The organism is Stenotrophomonas chelatiphaga, from assembly GCF_001431535.1.
Classification (GTDB): Bacteria; Pseudomonadota; Gammaproteobacteria; order Xanthomonadales; family Xanthomonadaceae; genus Stenotrophomonas; species Stenotrophomonas chelatiphaga.
On record NZ_LDJK01000020.1, the window covers coordinates 1 to 18,134 of the forward strand.

An 18,134-nucleotide genomic window follows, 5' to 3' on the forward strand; every position below is an offset into this window, starting at 1 on the left:
CCCCGCCCGGCCCACCCCCAACTGCAGCTTCAAACAACAGCCACCCGCGAGGGGGTCTCACCCGTTCGCCCAACTCACAGCGCCAGCGCCATCTCCACAGGCACCGCAACCGGAACCGCCAGGCACTCCCGCACCGGGGCGAAACTGCGTCGGTGCTCCACGCACGGGCCGTGCTCGCGCAACGCCGCCAGGTGCGCCGGCGTGCCATACCCCTTGTGCTGGTCGAAACCGAAATGCGGGTACTGCGCATGCACCTGCTGCATGTAACGGTCGCGGCTGACCTTGGCCAGGATCGAGGCGGCCATGATCGCGCGGTCGATGGCATCGCCGCCGATCAACGCCTCGCCCGGCAGCACCAGGCCCTTGGGCACTACGTTGCCGTCGATGCGGGCCAAATCGGCCACGTGGGCCACCGCAGCCACCACCTCACGCATGCCCTGCAGGGTGGCCTGGTAGATGTTCAGGCGATCCACGGTGGGCGCATCCACCAGCACGACATGGAACGCCAGCGCACGGTCGATGATGCGGTCGTACAGTTGGTCGCGGCGGGCGGCGGTCAGCTGTTTTGAATCATCCAGTCCGTTGATGCGCGGCCGTGCCGGGTTGAAGACCACCGCGGCCACTGCAACGGGACCGGCTAGCGGGCCGCGACCGGCTTCGTCCACCCCGGCGATGCGCTGCACCGCCACCGGTGCCGGACCGCCCGCGCCGAACAGCGCCAGCGTGGCGGCGGCAGCGCCGCGACGGCTCACGAAGCCACCGCCCCGCGTGCGACCAGTTCGGCTACGGCGTCGGCGGCGCGTGCCGACGCATCGCGGCGCAGGACACCGTGCAGCTGCTCGTAGGTCGCCTGCAGGTCGATGATCTTCTGCGGATGGTCGAACCACTGCTGGATTGCCGCGGCCAGCTTTTCCGGCACGCAGTCGTGCTGCATCAGTTCCGGCGCCAGGTCTTTGTTGGCCAGGATGTTGGGCAGGGCATAGCGGTCCACCTTGAGCAGGCCCAGCGCCTTGACCAGGCGGTAGGTCAGCTCGTTGACCCGGTAGCCCACCACCATCGGGCGCTTCACCAGCATCGCTTCCAGGGTGGCGGTACCGGAGGCGAGCACCACCACGTCGGCGGCGATCATCGCCATGCGCGCCTGGCCATCCAGTACATGCGAATGCGCGACCGGCAGGGCCGAGCCGGAGAGTTGCTGGTCGATCAATGCACGGCAGGCCGCATTGGCTGCCGGCACCACCACGTGCAGGCCCGGGATGCGTTCGCATACCTGCCAGGCCGCCTCGAAGAACGGTTCGCCGAGCCGGCTGATTTCACCTAGCCGGCTGCCGGGCAGCACCGCCAGGACCTTGGCGTTGGAAGGCAGGCCCAGCGCCGCGCGCGCCTGCTCGCGGTCTACGTGCAGGGGAATGTCATCGGCCATCGGATGGCCGACGAAACGCGCATCGATTCCGTGCCGGGCGTAGATCGGCGGTTCCATCGGAAACAGGCACAGCACAAGGTCGGCGCTGGCGCCGATCTTCTCGGCACGCTTCTCGCGCCAGGCCCACACCGAGGGGCTGACGTAGTGCACGGTGCGGATGCCACGCTGCTTCAGCCAGCGCTCCACGGGCAGGTTGAAATCGGGGGCGTCGATGCCGATGAACACGTCCGGCTGCCATTCCAGCACGCGCTGGCGGAACTGTGCGCGCAGCTTCAACAGGCGTGGCAGGTGCCGCAGCACTTCGGTCAGGCCCATCACGGCCAGCTCGCTGGCATCGAACCAGGTCTGGCAGCCGGCACCGCGCATGCTGTCGCCGCCGATACCGGCGAATTCGGCATTCGGGAAACGGGCCTTCAGTTCGCTCACCAACCCTGCACCCAGCAGATCGCCGGAGGCTTCGCCGGCCACCAGCGCAACGCGCAGCGGCCGCGGATCCACGCGCGCCGGCAGGCTGGCGTTGTGCACGCGGAGCGGGATGACCGCGGCGGTCGGCGGCAGCGGCGCAGGATTCATCGCAGCAGCGGCCGCTCGGCCTGCTCGATGAATGCCAGCAGCTCGGCCACGTCCTCGCTGCTGCGGGCCTGTTCGGCCAGCTGGACCTTGGCTTCGGCCAGCGGCAGGCCGGCCACGTACAGGGTGCGGTAGGCGCGCTTGATGCTGGCGATGCGTTCGGCATCGAAACCGCGGCGCTTGAGGCCTTCGCTGTTGATGCCGCGCGGGCGGCCGAGCGAATCACTTCCCACCATGGTGAACGGCGGCACGTCGCCATTGGTCAACGCGCCCATGCCGAGGAACGCATGCGCGCCGATCCGGCAGAACTGGTGCGCACCGGCGAAACCACTGATGATCACGTGGTCGCCCACGGTCACATGGCCGGCCAGCGTGGTGTTGTTGGAAAACACGCAGTGGTTGCCCACGTGGCAGTCATGCGCCACGTGCGTGTAGGCCAGCATCCAGTTGTCGTTGCCGATCGTGGTGATGCCGCCGCCGCCGCCGGTGCCGCGGTTGAGGGTGACGAACTCACGGAACACGTTGCGGTCGCCGATCACCAGTTCGGTGCGCTCGCCCGCGTACTTCTTGTCCTGCGGTTCACCGCCCACCGCCACGTGGCTGATGAAGCGGTTGTCGCGGCCGATCCGGGTGGGACCGTGCACGCTGCAGTGCGGCCCGATCTCGGTGTTTTCACCGATTTCGACATCGGCGCCGATCAGGGTGAAGGCGCCCACGCGGACGCCGTCGGCGAGTTTCGCCGACGGATCGATCACGGCCGTGGGGTGGATCAACGGAGCGTGTCCGCTCATCGGTGGTCCTCCTGTTGGGTTATTCGCGGGTGCCGGCACACATGACTTCGGCGCACGCGACGATCTTGCCGTCGACGAAGGCCTTGCAGTCGTACACCGCCATGTTGCGGATCACGCGCTTGATCTCCACGTGCATTTCCAGCACATCGCCGGGGACGACCTTGTCACTGAAGCGGACGTTGTCGACCTTCACCATGTAGAACAGCTTGGACTGTGCATCGCGGCCCAGGGTGAGCTGGGTCAGCACGCCACCGGCCTGGGCCATGGCTTCGATGATCAGCACGCCGGGCATGATCGGCTGTTCCGGGAAATGCCCCTGGAAAAACGGCTCGTTGATGCTGACGTTCTTGCGCGCCACGATCCTGCGGTTCTCGAAGTCGAGCGATACGACCTTGTCCACCAGCAGGAAAGGGTAGCGGTGCGGGATCAATGCCCGGATCTGGGCGATGTCCGGCAGGGTCTGTTCCTGGCTCATTCCTTCTCCTTGCTCACAGACAGGATGCGACGGGCCAGCGCATCGAGCTGTTTGAAGCGCGCGGCGTTCTTGCGCCACGTGCGGTTGTCGGTCAACGGGGTGCCGGACGAGTATTCGCCTGGCTCGGTAATCGAGTTGCGCACCACCGACTTGCCGGTGATCACGACCTTGTCGCAGATTTCCAGGTGGCCGACCACGCCCACCGCACCGCCCAGCAGGCAGTAGCGGCCGATCTTGGCGCTGCCGGCGATGCCGGTGCAGCCGGCGATCGCCGAATGCGCACCGATCTGCACGTTGTGGGCGATCTGCACCAGGTTGTCCAGGCGCACGTCTTCGGCCAGCACGGTGTCTTCCAGCGCGCCGCGGTCTACGCAGGTGTTGGCGCCGATCTCGCAGTCGTCGCCGATCCGCACGCCACCCAGCTGCGGCACCTTGATCCACTTGCCGGCGTCCATCGCCAGGCCGAAGCCATCGGCGCCCAGCACTGCGCCGGGATGGATGCGCACGCGCTTGCCCAGCTTGACCCGGGTGACCAGGGTGACCCGGGCGATCAGCTCACAGCCGCTGTCCAGCGTGCAGTCTTCGCCGATCACGCTGCCGGCGCCGATGATGCAGTTCTCGCCGACCACGCTGCGCTCGCCGATGGTGACGAACGGGCCGACATGGGCGCTGGCGGCCACCTGCGCGCTGGGGTCGATGACCGCGCTGGGGTGGATGCCGGACGCGCGCGTGGGCGCCACGTCGAACAGGGCGGCGATGCGGGCGAAGGTGTTGTAGGGATCCTTGGCCACCAGCGCCGTGCCGGGCGCGGCTTCGGCGTCGTCGGCGCGCAGCACCACGATGCCGGCCTGGCTGTCGGCCAGCTGCGCGCGGTAGCGCGGGTTGGCCAGGAAGGTGAGCTGGCCGGGTCCGGCATGGGCCAGCGTTGCCACGCCACCAATGGAGGTGGAGGCATCGCCATGGACCTGCAGGCCGAACTGCTCGGCGAGTTGCTGGGCGGTGTAGGTAGGAGTATTCACGCGGGGAGTTTACCGCGTGCCGTGACAGCGGTCATGTTGCCGAGTCAGGCGGGGGAGGGGGGGCAGGGTAGCGACGAGCCACGCTCGGCGAGCGCGCAGCGCGGGACGCCTTGGCATCGCGGAGAAGCGCGCGGCGTCGCGCAGTTGGGCCCTGTGCAAATGAGCGAAACCTGGGAGCGCATTTGGAAGGCTCTGCTTAGGCTCGGCCGGCAGGCATGGCGCCTGCCGCGGTATATCCGAGTCCCGCGTCATCGCAGAAGAGAGGAAACATGAAAAAGTGTTTGAGTGCGCTTGTGTTTGGAGCGCTGACCGTCGTTGCTGGCAGCGTCACGGCCCAGGAGTCCGACTACGCAGGTATTGACGCGAAGACCGTGGCGCAGATTCAGAAGGCGCCATCACAGGTGCCGGGGGATGTGGTGCTGGCTGCGATCGAGCGTCGTATATGGGCCGGTACTCATTTTTCCGACAATCTGGTGCACCCTGGTGGCCAAGGCCCGTTGGGCAAGCGAGACAGGATGCTCGGCTTCGCGTCGTACGGGCCATTCCAAGGGGGGCATGCGCTATTCAACTGCTTTGGCCCTGGCGACCGATTCACGTCGACATATTCAGACTGTGAAGGGGGTGGTGACACGCCAGTAGGGCGGCCAATCATAGGTTTCGTCGCATCTGTGCAACTACCGGGGACTATGCCGCTTTACCGCTGCTACCAGATCATACCGGGCAAAAATAACCACTTCGATAGCTTTGACCCGAACTGCGAAGGCAAAAGAGCAGCAGTCAATGAAGGCGTCCTAGGTTATATGTGGCTATAGCGCAAAGAAAAACGCCGGGCATTGCCCGGCGTTTTTCGTTCGCGACACTGCGGTGGGTCAGAACTGGCCGCCGAAGGTGAACTGCAGGCGCTCGACTTCGTCGCCGTCTTCCTTCTTCAGCGGGAAGGCGTAGCTGATCGAGATCGGACCCACCGGGGCACGCCACAGCAGGGCGACACCGGTAGAGACGCGCAGTTCGTTGGCCTTGAAGTTGTCGACGCCGTTGTAGACGTTGCCGAAATCAAGGAACGCGGACACGCGCGCCGACGGGCTGTCGAACAGGCGCGGGAAATAGGCTTCAACCGAGCCAACGGTCTTGAACGAGCCACCCAGCGGCTGGCCATTGGGATAGCCATTAGTGACCTCGCGCGGGCCCAGCGTATTGTCTTCGAAGCCGCGAACCGAGTTCGTGCCGCCTGCGTAGAAGTTCTCATAGAACGGCAGGCCGGATGCAGTGATCACCCGCTGCGTACCGTCCGACTCCGTGACCACGCGGGACTCGTCCTTGCCGTAGCTGTCGCCGTAGCCGACTTCAACACGCGTGTTGATCACCAGCGACGGGATGATCGGCCAGTACTTGCTGATCTGATAATTAAGCTTGTAGTACTCAACCGTGGATCCGGGCAGCGTGGTCTCCAGGCCCACGCGTTGGTAGGTGCCGCGGGTCGGCATGAAATAGTCGTTACGCGAATCGCGTGCCCAACCCAGTTCCGTGCGCCACGCATGGAAGGTCTTGCGGCCTACCGCATTGATGTAGTCGATGATCGACTTCGGCGTAGCATTTTCGTACGTCTGGATCTGGTTGCTATCAATACCAAACATCAACGAAACCGTATCGGTCTCGGTGATCGGCACGCCGAACACCATCTGCGCCGCACCGTTGGTGCTGTTGTACTGCGCGGTATTGAAGTCGGAGTAGTCCAGTTCGCGCCAGGACAGGTTGTAGCCCAGCGACACGCCGTCATCGGTGAAGTACGGGTTGGTGTAGCTGAAGCCGTAACGCTGCAGGTAGCTGCTGCGCGATGCTTCCACCGACACGCGGTTGCCGCCGCCGAGGAAGTTGTTCTGCGACAGCTGCACCGAGGTGGTCATGCCGTAGGACTGCGAGTAGCCCAGGCCGAACACGAAGCTGCCCGAGGTGGTTTCCTTGACGTTGTACACAACATCGACCTGGTCGTTGCTGCCGGTGACAGCCGGGGTTTCCACTTCCACCGCCTCGAAGTAACCCAGGCGCTGCAGGCGGATCTTGGAACGGTCGATGGCGGCCTGCGAGTACCAGCTGTTCTCGAACTGGCGCATTTCACGGCGCAGCACTTCGTCGGACGTGCGGGTATTGCCGCGGAACACGATCTGGCGGACCGAAACGCGCGGGCCGGGGACGACCTGCATGTTGATCGCCACGGTACGGTCGGCACGGTTGCTGGTCGGGATCGGGTTCACCTTGGCGAACGCATAACCGATGTTGGCCAGCGAATTGGTGATGCTGTTGCTGCTGAATTCCAGCAGCGCGCGCGAGAAGGTGTCGCCGGCCTTCTGGATGACCATGCGCTCGACGTCTTCCTGCGGCAGCACCGTATCGCCGCTGACCTTGATCTCGGAAATCTTGTACTGCTCGCCTTCGGTGACGCCGGCGCTGATGAACATGTCGCGCTTGTCGGGGCTGATCGACACCTGGGTGGAGTCGATGCTGAAGTCCACGTAGCCGCGGTCCAGGTACCAGGAATTGAGTTTTTCCAGGTCGCCGGACATCTTTTCCTTGGAGTACTGGTCATCGCGGCGATACCACGAGGCCCAGTTGTGTTCCTTCGACTCCCAGGTGTCCAGGATGTCTTCGGCTTCGAACTTCTCGGTGCCGATCAGGTTGACGTGGCGGATCTTGGCCGCCTTGCCTTCCTTGATGGTGATCGCGATGTCCACGCGGTTGCGGTCCAGCGGGCTCACCACCGGGGTGATTTCCACGTTGTACTTGCCGCGGTCGTTGTACTGGCGGCGAAGCTCCTGGGTCACCCGGTCCAGGCTGAGCCGGTCGAAGGTGCCGCCTTCGCTCAGGCCGATGTCGCTCAGGCCCTTCAGCAGCTGGTCGGACTTGATGTCCTTGTTGCCGGTGACGGTGAGCTTGTTGATGGCCGGGCGTTCCTTGACCGTGACCACCAGGATGTCGCCCTGCCGGTCCAGCTGCACGTCTTCGAAGAAGCCGGTCTTGTACAGGGCGCGGATGGTTTCACTGATCTTGGCGTCGGTCAGTGCCTGGCCGCGTTCCACCGGAAGGTAGGTGAACACGGTACCGGAGCTGATCCGCTGCAGGCCGTCAACGCGGATGTCGCTGACCGTGAAGGGGGCGGCAGCCTGGGCCAGTGCGGGGGCGCCGATGCCAACAGCGAGGGCGAGGGCCAGCAGGCGGCGGTTCGGGAGTCGCGTCATGTCACGTCCGGTTGAGGTCGATTGCGTGTTGCGGGATGCGGGATGCCGACGTGTAGACGGCGACAGCAGGAAAAAGTTCATCAAGGAGCCCAGGTTCATCGGGTGACCAGGCCAAGGATGTCGTTGTAGAACGCCAATCCCATCAGCCCTGCCAGCAGCGCCAGGCCAACGAACTGCCCGGCGGCCATGGCGCGCTCACTGAGCGGGCTGCCCTTGACCAACTCGATAAGGTAATACAGCAGGTGCCCTCCGTCCAAGACGGGGATGGGCAACAGGTTGATGATGCACAGGCTCAGCGACAGCAGGGCCAGGAACTGGAGGAACCAATCCAGCCCGCGCTGCGCGGAAACATTGGCCACCCGGGCGATCGTGACCGGGCCGGAAACGTTCTGCAGCGAGGCGCTGCCGGTGACGATCCGGCGCATCATGCCCAGCGAATCGGCGGCCATGCGCCCGGTTTCCCGGATGGCCACGGGCACGGCGGCAAAGGCGCCGTACTTCAGTACGGTGTCGTAGGCCGGGGCATGGGACTCGGAAAAACCAATGCCGAGCTGCCAGATGGGCTGCCGGTTGCCGTCCAGGCCCTGCCGGGGGGTGACTTCCAGTGCCAGCCGCTCGCCGCCGCGCAGCACGTCGATCATGCCCGCACCGCCGCGCTTGCCCAACGCCTGTACGGCCGGGTAGACCTGGTCGGCGGCATCAATGCGCTCGCCGTCGACCGCCACGATCAGGTCGCCGGGCTGAAGCACGCCGCGCACCGCGGAGTCGTCCACCAGCCGGTCCACCAGCGCCGGCTGCAGCCAGAACTGCCAGTTGACCCCGGCCAGCGGGGCGACCCGCCGTTCATCGAAGCCGGCCGGCAGCTGGGACAGCGGCAGCACGCGCTGGTGCTGGCGTTCCTGCGCGTCGACCACCTGCAGGGTGACATCGTGGCGGTCCATGGCGGCAGCGGTCAGCGCCATGCTGGCTTCGCCGACGGTGGCCACGCTGCGGCCATCCACCGACAGGATGCGCTCGCCGCCCTGCAGGCCGGCGGCCTGGGCCATGCCGGTGGCGCGGCCGACGGTGGCGGAATAATCCTGCTTGCCGATCACGAACATCGCCCACAGCAGCAGCATGCACAGCAGCAGGTTGGCCAGCGGACCGGCCGCCACCACCGCGATGCGCTGCCAGACGGTCTTGTGGTTGAAGGCCTGTCCACGCTCGTGGGGGTGCACCTCCACCTCGCGCTCGTCCAGCATCTTCACGTAGCCGCCGAGCGGAATGGCGGCGATGGCGAATTCGGTGCCATGGCGGTCGCGGCGCGACCACAGCGGTTTGCCGAAGCCCACCGAGAAGCGCAGCACCTTGACCCCGCAGCGGCGCGCAACCCAGTAATGCCCGAACTCGTGGATGGTCACGAGCAGGCCCAGGCTGACGATCATCCACCATACCGATCCGAGGAACTCAGTCATGGCAGCGCACGGCGGTGGTGGCGGGGCAGGGCATTCAGAGGGCTTCGATGGCAGTCCGGGTGAGCAGGCGGGCACGCTGGTCGGCGGCGAGCAGGCCGTCCAGTGTATCGGCAGGCTCGACCGGCAGTGTTGACAGAGCGTTATCCACAAGCGCGGGAATGGTCAGGAAGCCTATCCTTCCCTGAAGAAACGCTGAAACGGCTTCTTCGTTGGCGGCATTGAGCACGGCCGCGGCAGTGCCACCGGCCTGCATCGCCTGCCAGGCCAGCGCCAGGCACGGGAACGCATCGGTGTCGGGGGCTTCGAAATCGAGACGTCCCTGCAGCAGCAGGTCCAGCCCACTGACCCCGGCGTCGATCCGCTGCGGCCAGCCCAGGCCGACGGCCAGGGTGGTGCGCATGTCCGGCAGGCCCATCTGGGCCAGGGTGGAGCCATCGATGAACTCGACCAGCGAATGGACCAGGCTCTGCGGGTGCACCAGCACCTCGATCCGCGCGGCCGGGACGTTGAACAGGTGGTGGGCTTCGATGACTTCCAGCCCCTTGTTCATCAGGGTGGCCGAATCCACCGAGATCTTCGGGCCCATCGACCACTTCGGATGGGCCACGGCCTGCGCCGGGGTCACCTGTTCCAGTTCGGCGCGACTGCGGCCACGGAACGGGCCACCGGACGCGGTCAGCAGGATGCGGCGTACGCCGGCGCCTTCCAGGCTGGCATCGCGCGAGCGCAGGCACTGGAAGATGGCGCTGTGTTCGCTGTCGATCGGGATGATCTCCGCGCCGGCCTGCTGCGCGGTGTGCATCAGCAGCTCGCCGGCCAGCACCAGCGATTCCTTGTTGGCCAGCAGGATCCGCTTGCCTGCCGCAGCGGCGGCGAGCGTGGAGGACAGCCCGGCGGCACCGACGATCGCGGCGATCACGGTATCGCAGTCATCGCCGGCGGCCAGCGCGTCCAGCGCGGCGCTGCCGGCGTGCGCGGCGGTGTCCAGCCCGGCCTCGCGCAGGCCATCGCGCAGGCGCGCGTACAGCGCCTCATCGGCGATCACCGCGTGCAGCGGACGGTGGGCACGGCACAGCGCGATGAGTGCATCGACCTGGGTGCCGGCGGCCAGCACGGTCGGCTGGAAGCGGTCCGGGTGGCGCGCGATGACGTCCAGCGACGATGCGCCGATCGAGCCGGTGGCGCCGAACACGGCGACACGGCGCAGGGCAGGGGCAGCATGCATGGTCAGAGTCCGAAGATTTCCTTGCCGATGGCAAACACCGGCAATGCGGCCAGTACGCCGTCGACACGGTCCAGCACGCCGCCATGGCCGGGAATGATGTGGCCCGAATCCTTGGCGCCAGCGTGGCGCTTGAGCAGGCTCTCGAACAGGTCACCAAGCACCGAGGCGAACACCGCCACCACGGTCACCAGCAGCAGCCAGGGCAGCTGCGCGGGGGTGACCAGCTGCCAAGCGTCCACGCCGAAACCGAGGCCGAACACGGTGGCCACCAGCAGGCCGGCGAGCAGCCCGCCGAACAGGCCTTCCCAGGTCTTGTTGGGGCTGATGCGCGGGGCCAGCTTGTGCCGCCCGAACGTGCGGCCGGCGAAGTAGGCGCCCGAATCGGCGGCCCAGACCACGGCCAGCGCGGTCAGCAGCCACAGGTGGCCCTGGTCGCTGGACGCATGCAGCAGCACCAGCGAGGCCCACGCCGGCAGGATCGCCAGGGTGCCGGCGAGCAGCTTGAGGGCGCGCGCTGGACTGTCCGGCTGTGCACCGAAATTGAAGAAGCGCAGCCACAGCAGGGCCAGCAGCCACCAGCCGACGCCGACCAGCGCGGCCACGCGGAACAGGAACAGCGAGGCGTCGCGGTCCCAGACCACCAGCACCATCAGCACCAGGTTGAGCAGCAGCAGGGTGGTACGGGCCAGCGTATCTTCCACGCCGGCCAGCTTCAGCCATTCCCACAGGCCGATCAGGAACACCGCGGCAGCGGCGGCGGCCAGCCATTGGCTGGGCAGCAGCAGGATCGCGGCAATGGCCGCCGGCGCCATGATCAGCGCGGCGAGGACTCGGGTCTTGGTCATGGGCTGGACGTCTCGGTGGCCAGGGCAGCGATCTGGGCACTGGTCAGGCCGAAACGGCGCTCCCGCCCGGCGTAGGTGTCCAGCGCGCGCTGCAGCTGGTCGGTATCGAAGTCCGGCCACAGTACATCGGTGAACCAGAGTTCGGTGTAGGCCAGCTGCCACAGCAGGAAGTTGCTGATGCGGGTGTCGCCACCGGTGCGGATGAACAGGTCCGGGGCCGGCATGTCGGCCAGCGCCACGTGGCTGCCCAGCAGGTCTTCGTCGATCTGTTCGGGCAACAGGCGGCCGGCGGCCACTTCCTGGGCCAGCGTACGCGCGGCGCGCGCGATGTCCTGGCGGCCGCCGTAGCTGGCGGCGATGGACAGGGTCATCGCGGTGTTGCCCGCGGTGCGCTGTTCGGCCAGCTGCATGCGGCTGACCAGCGAGGCGCCGAAGCGCTCGCGTTCGCCGATGAAGCGCACGCGCACGCCACGCCGGTGCAGTTCGTCCACTTCGCGATCCAGCGCGTGCAGGAACAGCTTCATCAGCGCCTGCACTTCGTCATCCGGGCGGCCCCAGTTTTCGCTGGAAAACGCGAACAGGGTCAGTGCCGGGATGCCCAGTTCCAGGCAGCGGTCGATGGTGCGGTTGACCGCGCGTGCGCCGGCACGGTGGCCGATCATGCGCGGACGGCGGCGCTGCTGCGCCCAACGCCCGTTGCCATCCATGATGATGGCAACGTGGCGCGGCAGCGCGCTGGGCAGCGGGGGCGGGGCTGAAGGCATCGGCTTCAGACCGCCATCAGTTCCTTTTCTTTTTCCGCAACGACCTTGTCCACGTCCTTGATGCTGTTGTCGGTCAGCTTCTGGATATCGTCCTCGGCGCGCTTCTTGTCGTCCTCGGTGATTTCCTTGTCCTTGAGCAGCTTGGCCACTTCCTGGTTGGCATCACGGCGGATGTTGCGGATGGATACCTTGGTCTCCTCGCCTTCCTTGCCCACGGTCTTGGCCAGTTCCTTGCGGCGCTCTTCGGTGAGCGGCGGCAGGTTCAGGCGGATGACGGTGCCGACCACGGTCGGGGTCAGGCCCAGGTCGGAGGCGTAGATCGACTTTTCGACCGCTGAGACCAGCGACTTGTCGAACACCGAGATCACCAGCGAGCGGCCTTCGGAGACGCTGATGGTGGCCACGTTGGCCAGCGGCGACTGCGAGCCATAGGCCAGCACGGAAATGCCGTCCAGCAGCGCCGGCGAGGCGCGGCCGGTGCGGATGGTGGTCAGGGTGTGGCGCAGAGCGTCGATGCTCTTGGCCATGCGCGTCTGCGCGTTCTGCTTGATGTCGTTGAGCATCGCCCGGTCCTGGGTATTACTGGAATCGGGCGATTATAGGCGAATAGGCGCCCAGCCGGGACCGCAGGGCCCCGGTCATGCATCCGGCGCTCAGGCGGCGGGATTGCGGCCGCTGACCAGGGTGCCGATGTTCTCGCCGTGCAGGATCTTCAGCAGTTCACCCGGCTGGCCCATGTCGAACACGCGCATCGGCAGGTCGCTGTCGCGCGCCAGGGCGAAGGCCGCCGTGTCCATCACTTCCAGGCCGCGGATGATCACTTCGTCGTAGGTCAGGCTGTCGAAGCGCACCGCATCGCTGTGCTTGTTCGGATCCTTGTCGTACACGCCATCGACCTTGGTGGCTTTCAGCAGCAGGTCCGCGCCGATTTCGATGGCGCGCAGGGCGGCGCCCGAATCGGTGGTGAAGAACGGGCTGCCGACGCCGGCGGCGAAGATCACCAGGCGGCCCTTTTCCAGGTGGCGGATGGCGCGGCGGCGGATGTAGTCCTCGCACACGTCGTTTATCTTGATCGCGCTCATCACGCGGGCCTTGGCGCCGACCTTTTCCAGCGCGTCCTGCATGGCCAGCGCGTTGATCACCGTGGCCAGCATGCCCATCTGGTCGCCGGTGACGCGGTCCATGCCCCCTGCGGCCAGGCCGGCGCCGCGGAAGATGTTGCCGCCACCGATCACCAGTGCCACTTCCGCGCCGGCCTGCTGGGCTTCGACCACTTCACGGGCCAGGCGGTTGATGATCTTGGGGTCGATGCCGTAGTCCTCGTCCCCCATCAGCGCCTCCCCGGAAAGTTTCAACAGGATTCGGCGATAGGCGAGCTTGGACATGGGGGACCTCAGGGTGCGTGAATTCCCGGCAGATTCTACTGGCAAGCGAGGCGCTGCTGTAGTTATTTCGCGCACGGCCCCGCGCCAGGCCCGTCGCACCAGCGTGTGGCCGCTGCCGTGGTTCAGGCGACGGTGGGCGTTTCCAGTGGAGGCAGCGGTACCGCGCCGTCGCCGGGGGAACGGGCGATCACCCGGTTGCGGCCGAGGTTCTTGGAGCGGTACAGCACATCGTCGGCCGCACGCAGCAGCCCCTGGACGTCGGCGAAACGCTCATAGCCGCCCTGGGTCGCCACGCCGGCGGAGAAGGTGATGAACAGCGGCCCGCCTTCCAGCATCGCCATCGGGGTGGACACGATGCGCGCCAGCACGCGGCGGATCACATCCAGGGCGACCGATTCGGTGGTGTTGGGCAGCAGCGCGACGAACTCTTCGCCGCCGAAGCGTGCCACCGTGTCGCTGGTGCGCAGTTGCCCCTGCAGCGTGCCGGCGAACTCGCGCAGCACTTCATCGCCGGTCAGGTGGCCGTGCGCATCGTTGATCTTCTTGAAGTCGTCCAGGTCGATGAAGGCGACCGACAGCGGCCAGCCATGCCGCGTGGCGCGCAGGAATTCCTGTTCCAGCACCGCTTCCAGCTGGCGGCGGTTGAGCACGCCGGTCAGGGCATCGCGGTGGGCCTGTTCGGACAGCCGGTTGGCACGCGCTTCGAACTCGTCGGCGCGGCGGCGCGCCTGCTCGGCGTCCTGCATCTGGCGGAGGTTGCGCAGCGTGGCCAGCTCCTGCGCGTGGTCGATCAGCAGCTGCACGCGCGCCGGGGTGGTTGGCGAGGTGTCGAACAGGCTGGCGATGGTCGGCAGGGCCTCGCTGATCTGCGCCAGCACCTGGTCGAACTGCGCACTGTCCAGCTGCAGGCGCGCGTGCACCTGTTCCAGCGCACGCTCGCGTGCGGCGTCCGGGTCGCTGTCCAGCCAGATGTCGGCCACCATGCCGGACAGCTGGACGCAGGCCTGGAACACGTCCTCGGACAGCGCCGTGTCTTCACTGTGGCTGATCGCTTCGCTGAGGTAGCGCGGCAGGTCCCACTGCGCGGCCATGTAGGCGCCGACCTCGGCATGGGTGCATTGCAGCTGCGCGCGTTCGGCGTCCAGCAGGGCAGCATTGCTGCCGGCATCGCGCAGCAACGGCAGGTAGGTATCCGGATGGGACTGGGCCAGGGCGAGCACGCCGATGTCCTGCAGCAGCCCGGCCAGCATCAGTTCTTCCAGTCGGCGCAGGCCGCGCGCCTGGCCGAGCTGGCTGGCGGCCAGCGCGCTGAGGATGCTGCGGCGCCAGGCGCGTTCGCGCAGGTCCTGTTCGCGGCCACCCGGAGCGCCGACCACGCCCTGGGTGAGGGTGAAGCCCAGCGCGAGGGTGAGCGTGGCATTGAGCCCCAGCATGGTCAGTGCCTGGCCGAGGTTGTCGATCCGGCGGCGGCTGGCGTACAGCGGCGAATTGGCGATGCGCAGCATGCGCGCGCTGAGCGCCATGTCGATGGCGATGATGTCGGCGGCCGTGCTGAGGTCCGCTTCGGGATCCTGGGCCAGTTCGATGATGCGCAGCGCGATGCCGGGAGGCGACGGGAGATTGCGGCAGAGCGCCAGGACAGCTGTCAGCTCGGGAGGCATATCGGGTCGTTCGTTCATGTGTGGCGGGATGAGGGTTCCGTCACAGATCTGCGTATTGCCCCTTGCACCCAACGAACTCCCCCGGAAGAAGTATCGGCGCGATCGCCGCATAACGCAAAGGCGGTCCTGCCCCGCGCGTCGTGCATGCCCGGCGCGGAAACGAAAAAGCCGCGCAGGGCGCGGCTTCTCCGTGGATCAGGTCAGTCCGGCAATCAAGCCAGGCCGGCCTGCTTCATCACTTCGGCGGCGTAGTCTTCCACCACCTTCTCGATGCCTTCGCCAACGGCCAGGCGCTTGAAGCCCACCACGTCGGCGCCGGCAGCCTTCAGCACCTGCTCGACGGTCTGGTCGGTGTTCAGCACGTACGGCTGGCCGTACAGCGTGACTTCGTTGACGATCTTGGCAATCTTGCCGCTGATGATCTTCTCCAGGATGTCAGCCGGCTTGGCCTTGTCCTTGTCGGTCATCTTGGCCAGCTCGATTTCCTTCTCCTTGGCAACGAAGTCGGCCGGAACGTCGGACGCCTTGTTGTGCGGGGGATTCATCGCGGCCACGTGCATGGCCAGGCCACGGGCCAGCTCGGCGTCGCCGCCAGCCAGTTCCACCAGCACGCCGATGCGGCCGCCGTGGACGTAGGCCGCCACGTTGTTGCTGCTTTCCAGGCGCACGATGCGACGCACGTCGACCTTCTCACCGACCTTGGCGATGACCGCAGCGCGGGTCTCGTCGACGGTGTCGCCCGAAGCCAGCTTGGCGGCCTTCAGCGAATCGATGTCGGCAGCGCCGGAGGACAGCGCAACGTCGACCACCGACTTGGCGAAGTTGGTGAAGTTCTCATCCTTGGCGACGAAGTCGGTTTCGGAGTTGATCTCGACCAGCACGGCCTTGCCGGCTTCCTGGGCGGCCACGATGACGCCTTCGGCGGCAACGCGGTCGGACTTCTTGTCAGCCTTGGCCAGGCCGGACTTGCGCAGCGCTTCGATGGAGACTTCGATGTCGCCGTTGTTCTCAACGAGCGCCTTCTTGCATTCCATCATGCCGGCGCCGGTGCGCTCGCGCAGTTCCTTGACCAGGGAAGCAGTGATTTCCATGGGATTACCTCACAAAAGAAAGGGGTTGGGCCGGCATGCTGGCCGGCCCGTATGACAGGGTGCTGTCAGCCGCCCAAGGCGGCCGGCAGGGCGGGTGGACGCAACGCATCCACCCGCGGCCTGGATCAGGCCTGTGCGTCGTCGGACTTCTTCGGCGCAGCCTTCTTGGCCGGAGCGCGACGGGCCGGCTTGGCCTCTTCGCCTTCAGCGGCTTCGGCGAACTCTTCTTCGCGCACGGTGGCGGCGTGCGGAGCAGCGGCCTTGCCTTCCAGCACGGAGTCAGCGGCGGCACGGGCGTACAGCTGCACGGCACGGATGGCGTCGTCGTTGCCCGGGATGGCGTAGTCCACCAGTTCCGGGTTGTAGTTGGTGTCAACCACGGCGATCACCGGGATGCCGAGCTTCTTGGCTTCCTTGATGGCGATGTCTTCGTGGCCGATGTCGATGACGAAGATCGCGTCCGGCAGGCGGTTCATGTCCTTGATGCCGCCCAGCGAAGCTTCCAGCTTGTCGCGCTCGCGACGCAGGCCCAGCACTTCGTGCTTGACCAGCTTCTCGAAGCTGCCGTCGTTCTCGCCGGCTTCCAGTTCCTTCAGGCGCGCAACCGACTGCTTGACGGTACGGAAGTTGGTCAGGGTGCCGCCCAGCCAACGCTGGTTCATGAACGGCATGCCGCAACGCTCGGCTTCTTCGCGGATCGACTCACGCGCGCTGCGCTTGGTGCCCAGGAACAGGATGGTGCCGCGCTTCTGGGCAACCGAGGAGATGAAGTTCATCGCATCGTTGAACAGCGGGACGGTCTTTTCCAGGTTGATGATGTGGATCTTGCCGCGGGCGCCGAAAATGTACGGGGCCATCTTCGGGTTCCAGTAACGGGTCTGGTGACCGAAGTGGACGCCGGCTTCGAGCATCTGGCGCATGGTGATCTGGGGCATTGCAAAACTCCTGGCAGGGAACCGGCGTGCTCCGTTGCCCCTTGCGGGACGCCCGCGGAAAGTGTGCGGGACTGCGCGGGCGCGCATTGATGGTTCCGGGGTTGGGCTTCCCCATCGTCTCCGTGGCCGAACCCCTTGCGGGGCACCCCGGCACGGATCGGGACGATGGGTGTGGATTCACCGGTGACGTCCGGTGTGGACGATTTCCCGCGCAGGATGCGGCAGGTAATCCGGGGATTATAGACCGGCGCTGGCGCCGGCTGCAATCGGCCCCAGGTCTTCGGCTGCCGTGCCGTCGCGGCGGGCCTGGAAACGGCCGCCCGCGTAGCCATCGGCACGCTCGGGCAGCCCCCAGCATACCGTGGCGCCGGGCAGTACATAGCCGGACAGGCCGGGCTGCAGGAGCTGCCGCGCGCCGCCAGCAGCAACGAAGGCCAGGTCCTGCAGGCGCGCGCGGTGGCTGCCGGGGTTGTGCAGTCGCAGGCAGGGCGTGGCGCCGCGCGCGCCCAGCTGCGCCGACAACGCGCTGGCCACGGTGCGTTGTGGCGAAATGAACAGCGGCAATGAATAACGCGGCAGGCGGGGGTCGGACGGCTCGATCAGCACCCGGAACGCCTGTTCGCCCGGCGCGTGCAGGGCCGCCGGCAGTACCAGCCGGACCCGCTGGCGGGCGCCGGCAGGCAGGTGCGGAAGGGCCGGACTGGCGACGATGGCGGTAGTGGGCCGCAACCGGTCACGGCCGCTGGACTGGTCCCACTGATGGACGAGGATGCGACCCTGCCAGGGCGAGGGCTGGTCGTTGACCAGCCACAGTTCGGCCTGGGTCTGGCCCGGTTGCAGCTGCAGCGTGGTCGGGCGCAGCTCCAGTGCCTGGCTGGCGCCGGCGCAGCCGGCCAGCAGCAGGGCCAGCGTCCGTCGTCCTCGCAGTGGGCCTGCCGCAGGCATCAGAACACCATCAGGGGTGCGCTGCTGCCTTCCGTGGCGTCGGTGTCAGGGGCCAGCTGGCGCAGCTGTTCGGGCAGGCGGGCCGGCTCGCTGCGCTGGTGCGGAGCGCCGCAGCGTGCGGCAGCGTCCGCCGCGCCTGCAGGCAGCGGGCCGTCCTGGCAGCTTTCCACGATCACCAGCCGCAGGCGCAGCGGTTGGCCTTCGGTCGCGGCATGCGCGCCGCCGGCCAGCAGCAGGCAGGCCGCCATGGCCGGTGCCCTGTACCCCCGTCGCGTTGCCATCCCGTCGTCCCCTGCGCTGCACTTCAGCCCTTATCGG

General features: G+C 66.8%; 18 protein-coding genes. 1 reads left to right on the forward strand and 17 read right to left on the reverse strand.

Annotated elements, in window-relative coordinates; genetic code table 11:
* Nucleotides 1-74 precede the first annotated feature (74 nt).
* The 5 genes from ABB28_RS06400 to lpxD are packed head-to-tail and all read right to left on the reverse strand — an operon-like array spanning nucleotide 75 to nucleotide 4,278.
* Entirely contained in the window at nucleotides 75-752 is a 678-nt protein-coding gene (locus ABB28_RS06400) for a ribonuclease HII (RefSeq protein ID WP_057507847.1), read from the reverse strand.
* Nucleotides 749-1,996, reverse strand: a complete 1,248-nt coding sequence (gene lpxB, locus ABB28_RS06405) for a lipid-A-disaccharide synthase (protein ID WP_057507848.1) — start codon at nucleotides 1,994-1,996, stop codon at nucleotides 749-751. The genes ABB28_RS06400 and lpxB overlap by 4 nt, the downstream gene beginning before the upstream one ends.
* Nucleotides 1,993-2,784, reverse strand: coding sequence for an acyl-ACP--UDP-N-acetylglucosamine O-acyltransferase (gene lpxA, locus ABB28_RS06410; protein ID WP_057507849.1), 792 nt, complete (start codon nucleotides 2,782-2,784; stop codon nucleotides 1,993-1,995). Before lpxA ends, lpxB begins: the two co-directional genes overlap by 4 nt.
* A 19-nt stretch (nucleotides 2,785-2,803) precedes the next feature.
* Nucleotides 2,804-3,259, reverse strand: coding sequence for a 3-hydroxyacyl-ACP dehydratase FabZ (fabZ, locus tag ABB28_RS06415; RefSeq protein ID WP_057507850.1), 456 nt, complete (start codon nucleotides 3,257-3,259; stop codon nucleotides 2,804-2,806).
* Nucleotides 3,256-4,278 carry a UDP-3-O-(3-hydroxymyristoyl)glucosamine N-acyltransferase gene (lpxD, locus tag ABB28_RS06420; protein ID WP_057507851.1) on the reverse strand — a complete coding sequence of 341 codons (1,023 nt, stop codon included), beginning with the start codon at nucleotides 4,276-4,278 and terminating at the stop codon, nucleotides 3,256-3,258. The genes fabZ and lpxD overlap by 4 nt, the downstream gene beginning before the upstream one ends.
* Before the next feature lie 269 nt (nucleotides 4,279-4,547).
* Here lpxD and ABB28_RS17975 point away from each other — a divergent pair, with 269 nt between their 5' ends.
* Nucleotides 4,548-5,090 carry a hypothetical protein gene (locus ABB28_RS17975; protein WP_148049416.1) on the forward strand — a complete coding sequence of 181 codons (543 nt, stop codon included), beginning with the start codon at nucleotides 4,548-4,550 and terminating at the stop codon, nucleotides 5,088-5,090.
* A gap of 57 nt (nucleotides 5,091-5,147) precedes the next feature.
* On the opposite strand, the gene bamA is transcribed toward ABB28_RS17975, so the two are convergent.
* The 12 genes from bamA to ABB28_RS06480 all read right to left on the reverse strand — a co-directional run bounded on the left by bamA (nucleotide 5,148) and on the right by ABB28_RS06480 (nucleotide 18,064).
* Complete coding sequence (gene bamA / locus ABB28_RS06425) at nucleotides 5,148-7,511, reverse strand: outer membrane protein assembly factor BamA (RefSeq protein ID WP_057507852.1); 2,364 nt, start codon at nucleotides 7,509-7,511, stop codon at nucleotides 5,148-5,150.
* A gap of 95 nt (nucleotides 7,512-7,606) precedes the next feature.
* Entirely contained in the window at nucleotides 7,607-8,965 is a 1,359-nt protein-coding gene (gene rseP, locus ABB28_RS06430; protein WP_057507853.1) for an RIP metalloprotease RseP, read from the reverse strand.
* Between the two features lie 34 nt (nucleotides 8,966-8,999).
* Nucleotides 9,000-10,190: a 1-deoxy-D-xylulose-5-phosphate reductoisomerase gene (locus ABB28_RS06435; RefSeq protein ID WP_057507854.1), complete on the reverse strand. Its 1,191-nt coding sequence runs from the start codon at nucleotides 10,188-10,190 to the stop codon at nucleotides 9,000-9,002.
* Nucleotides 10,191-10,192: 2 nt separating this feature from the next.
* Nucleotides 10,193-11,035 (reverse strand): phosphatidate cytidylyltransferase, encoded by an 843-nt coding sequence (locus ABB28_RS06440; protein WP_057507855.1) that lies wholly within the window; start codon nucleotides 11,033-11,035, stop codon nucleotides 10,193-10,195.
* Nucleotides 11,032-11,808, reverse strand: a complete 777-nt coding sequence (gene uppS, locus ABB28_RS06445; protein WP_425479530.1) for a polyprenyl diphosphate synthase — start codon at nucleotides 11,806-11,808, stop codon at nucleotides 11,032-11,034. Before uppS ends, ABB28_RS06440 begins: the two co-directional genes overlap by 4 nt.
* Nucleotides 11,805-12,362, reverse strand: coding sequence for a ribosome recycling factor (gene frr / locus ABB28_RS06450; RefSeq protein WP_057507857.1), 558 nt, complete (start codon nucleotides 12,360-12,362; stop codon nucleotides 11,805-11,807). Before frr ends, uppS begins: the two co-directional genes overlap by 4 nt.
* A gap of 90 nt (nucleotides 12,363-12,452) precedes the next feature.
* A complete protein-coding gene (gene pyrH, locus ABB28_RS06455) occupies nucleotides 12,453-13,184 on the reverse strand; it encodes a UMP kinase (RefSeq protein WP_057507858.1) in 732 nt (243 codons plus the stop codon).
* Nucleotides 13,185-13,306: 122 nt separating this feature from the next.
* Nucleotides 13,307-14,845: a sensor domain-containing diguanylate cyclase gene (locus tag ABB28_RS06460; RefSeq protein WP_057507859.1), complete on the reverse strand. Its 1,539-nt coding sequence runs from the start codon at nucleotides 14,843-14,845 to the stop codon at nucleotides 13,307-13,309.
* A gap of 212 nt (nucleotides 14,846-15,057) precedes the next feature.
* Entirely contained in the window at nucleotides 15,058-15,936 is an 879-nt protein-coding gene (gene tsf / locus ABB28_RS06465) for a translation elongation factor Ts (protein ID WP_057507860.1), read from the reverse strand.
* A 125-nt stretch (nucleotides 15,937-16,061) separates the two neighbouring features.
* On the reverse strand, nucleotides 16,062-16,871 hold the full coding sequence (gene rpsB, locus ABB28_RS06470; RefSeq protein WP_042613841.1) for a 30S ribosomal protein S2: 810 nt from the start codon (nucleotides 16,869-16,871) through the stop codon (nucleotides 16,062-16,064).
* Between the two features lie 237 nt (nucleotides 16,872-17,108).
* Nucleotides 17,109-17,816: a fimbrial biogenesis chaperone gene (locus ABB28_RS06475; protein WP_057507861.1), complete on the reverse strand. Its 708-nt coding sequence runs from the start codon at nucleotides 17,814-17,816 to the stop codon at nucleotides 17,109-17,111.
* Nucleotides 17,816-18,064 (reverse strand): hypothetical protein, encoded by a 249-nt coding sequence (locus ABB28_RS06480; RefSeq protein ID WP_057507862.1) that lies wholly within the window; start codon nucleotides 18,062-18,064, stop codon nucleotides 17,816-17,818. Before ABB28_RS06480 ends, ABB28_RS06475 begins: the two co-directional genes overlap by 1 nt.
* Between the last annotated feature and the right edge of the window lie 70 nt (nucleotides 18,065-18,134).

Coding starts and splice junctions, on each gene's coding strand:
- lpxB (WP_057507848.1), bottom strand. CDS start 1,996: ATGAATCCTGCGCCGCTGCCGCCGACCGCCGCGGTCATCCCGCTCCGC.
- lpxA (WP_057507849.1), bottom strand. CDS start 2,784: ATGAGCGGACACGCTCCGTTGATCCACCCCACGGCCGTGATCGATCCG.
- fabZ (WP_057507850.1), bottom strand. CDS start 3,259: ATGAGCCAGGAACAGACCCTGCCGGACATCGCCCAGATCCGGGCATTG.
- ABB28_RS17975 (WP_148049416.1), top strand. CDS start 4,548: ATGAAAAAGTGTTTGAGTGCGCTTGTGTTTGGAGCGCTGACCGTCGTT.
- bamA (WP_057507852.1), bottom strand. CDS start 7,511: ATGACGCGACTCCCGAACCGCCGCCTGCTGGCCCTCGCCCTCGCTGTT.
- rseP (WP_057507853.1), bottom strand. CDS start 8,965: ATGACTGAGTTCCTCGGATCGGTATGGTGGATGATCGTCAGCCTGGGC.
- ABB28_RS06435 (WP_057507854.1), bottom strand. CDS start 10,190: ATGCATGCTGCCCCTGCCCTGCGCCGTGTCGCCGTGTTCGGCGCCACC.
- ABB28_RS06440 (WP_057507855.1), bottom strand. CDS start 11,035: ATGACCAAGACCCGAGTCCTCGCCGCGCTGATCATGGCGCCGGCGGCC.
- frr (WP_057507857.1), bottom strand. CDS start 12,362: ATGCTCAACGACATCAAGCAGAACGCGCAGACGCGCATGGCCAAGAGC.
- pyrH (WP_057507858.1), bottom strand. CDS start 13,184: ATGTCCAAGCTCGCCTATCGCCGAATCCTGTTGAAACTTTCCGGGGAG.
- ABB28_RS06460 (WP_057507859.1), bottom strand. CDS start 14,845: ATGCCTCCCGAGCTGACAGCTGTCCTGGCGCTCTGCCGCAATCTCCCG.
- tsf (WP_057507860.1), bottom strand. CDS start 15,936: ATGGAAATCACTGCTTCCCTGGTCAAGGAACTGCGCGAGCGCACCGGC.
- rpsB (WP_042613841.1), bottom strand. CDS start 16,871: ATGCCCCAGATCACCATGCGCCAGATGCTCGAAGCCGGCGTCCACTTC.
- ABB28_RS06475 (WP_057507861.1), bottom strand. CDS start 17,816: ATGCCTGCGGCAGGCCCACTGCGAGGACGACGGACGCTGGCCCTGCTG.
- ABB28_RS06480 (WP_057507862.1), bottom strand. CDS start 18,064: ATGGCGGCCTGCCTGCTGCTGGCCGGCGGCGCGCATGCCGCGACCGAA.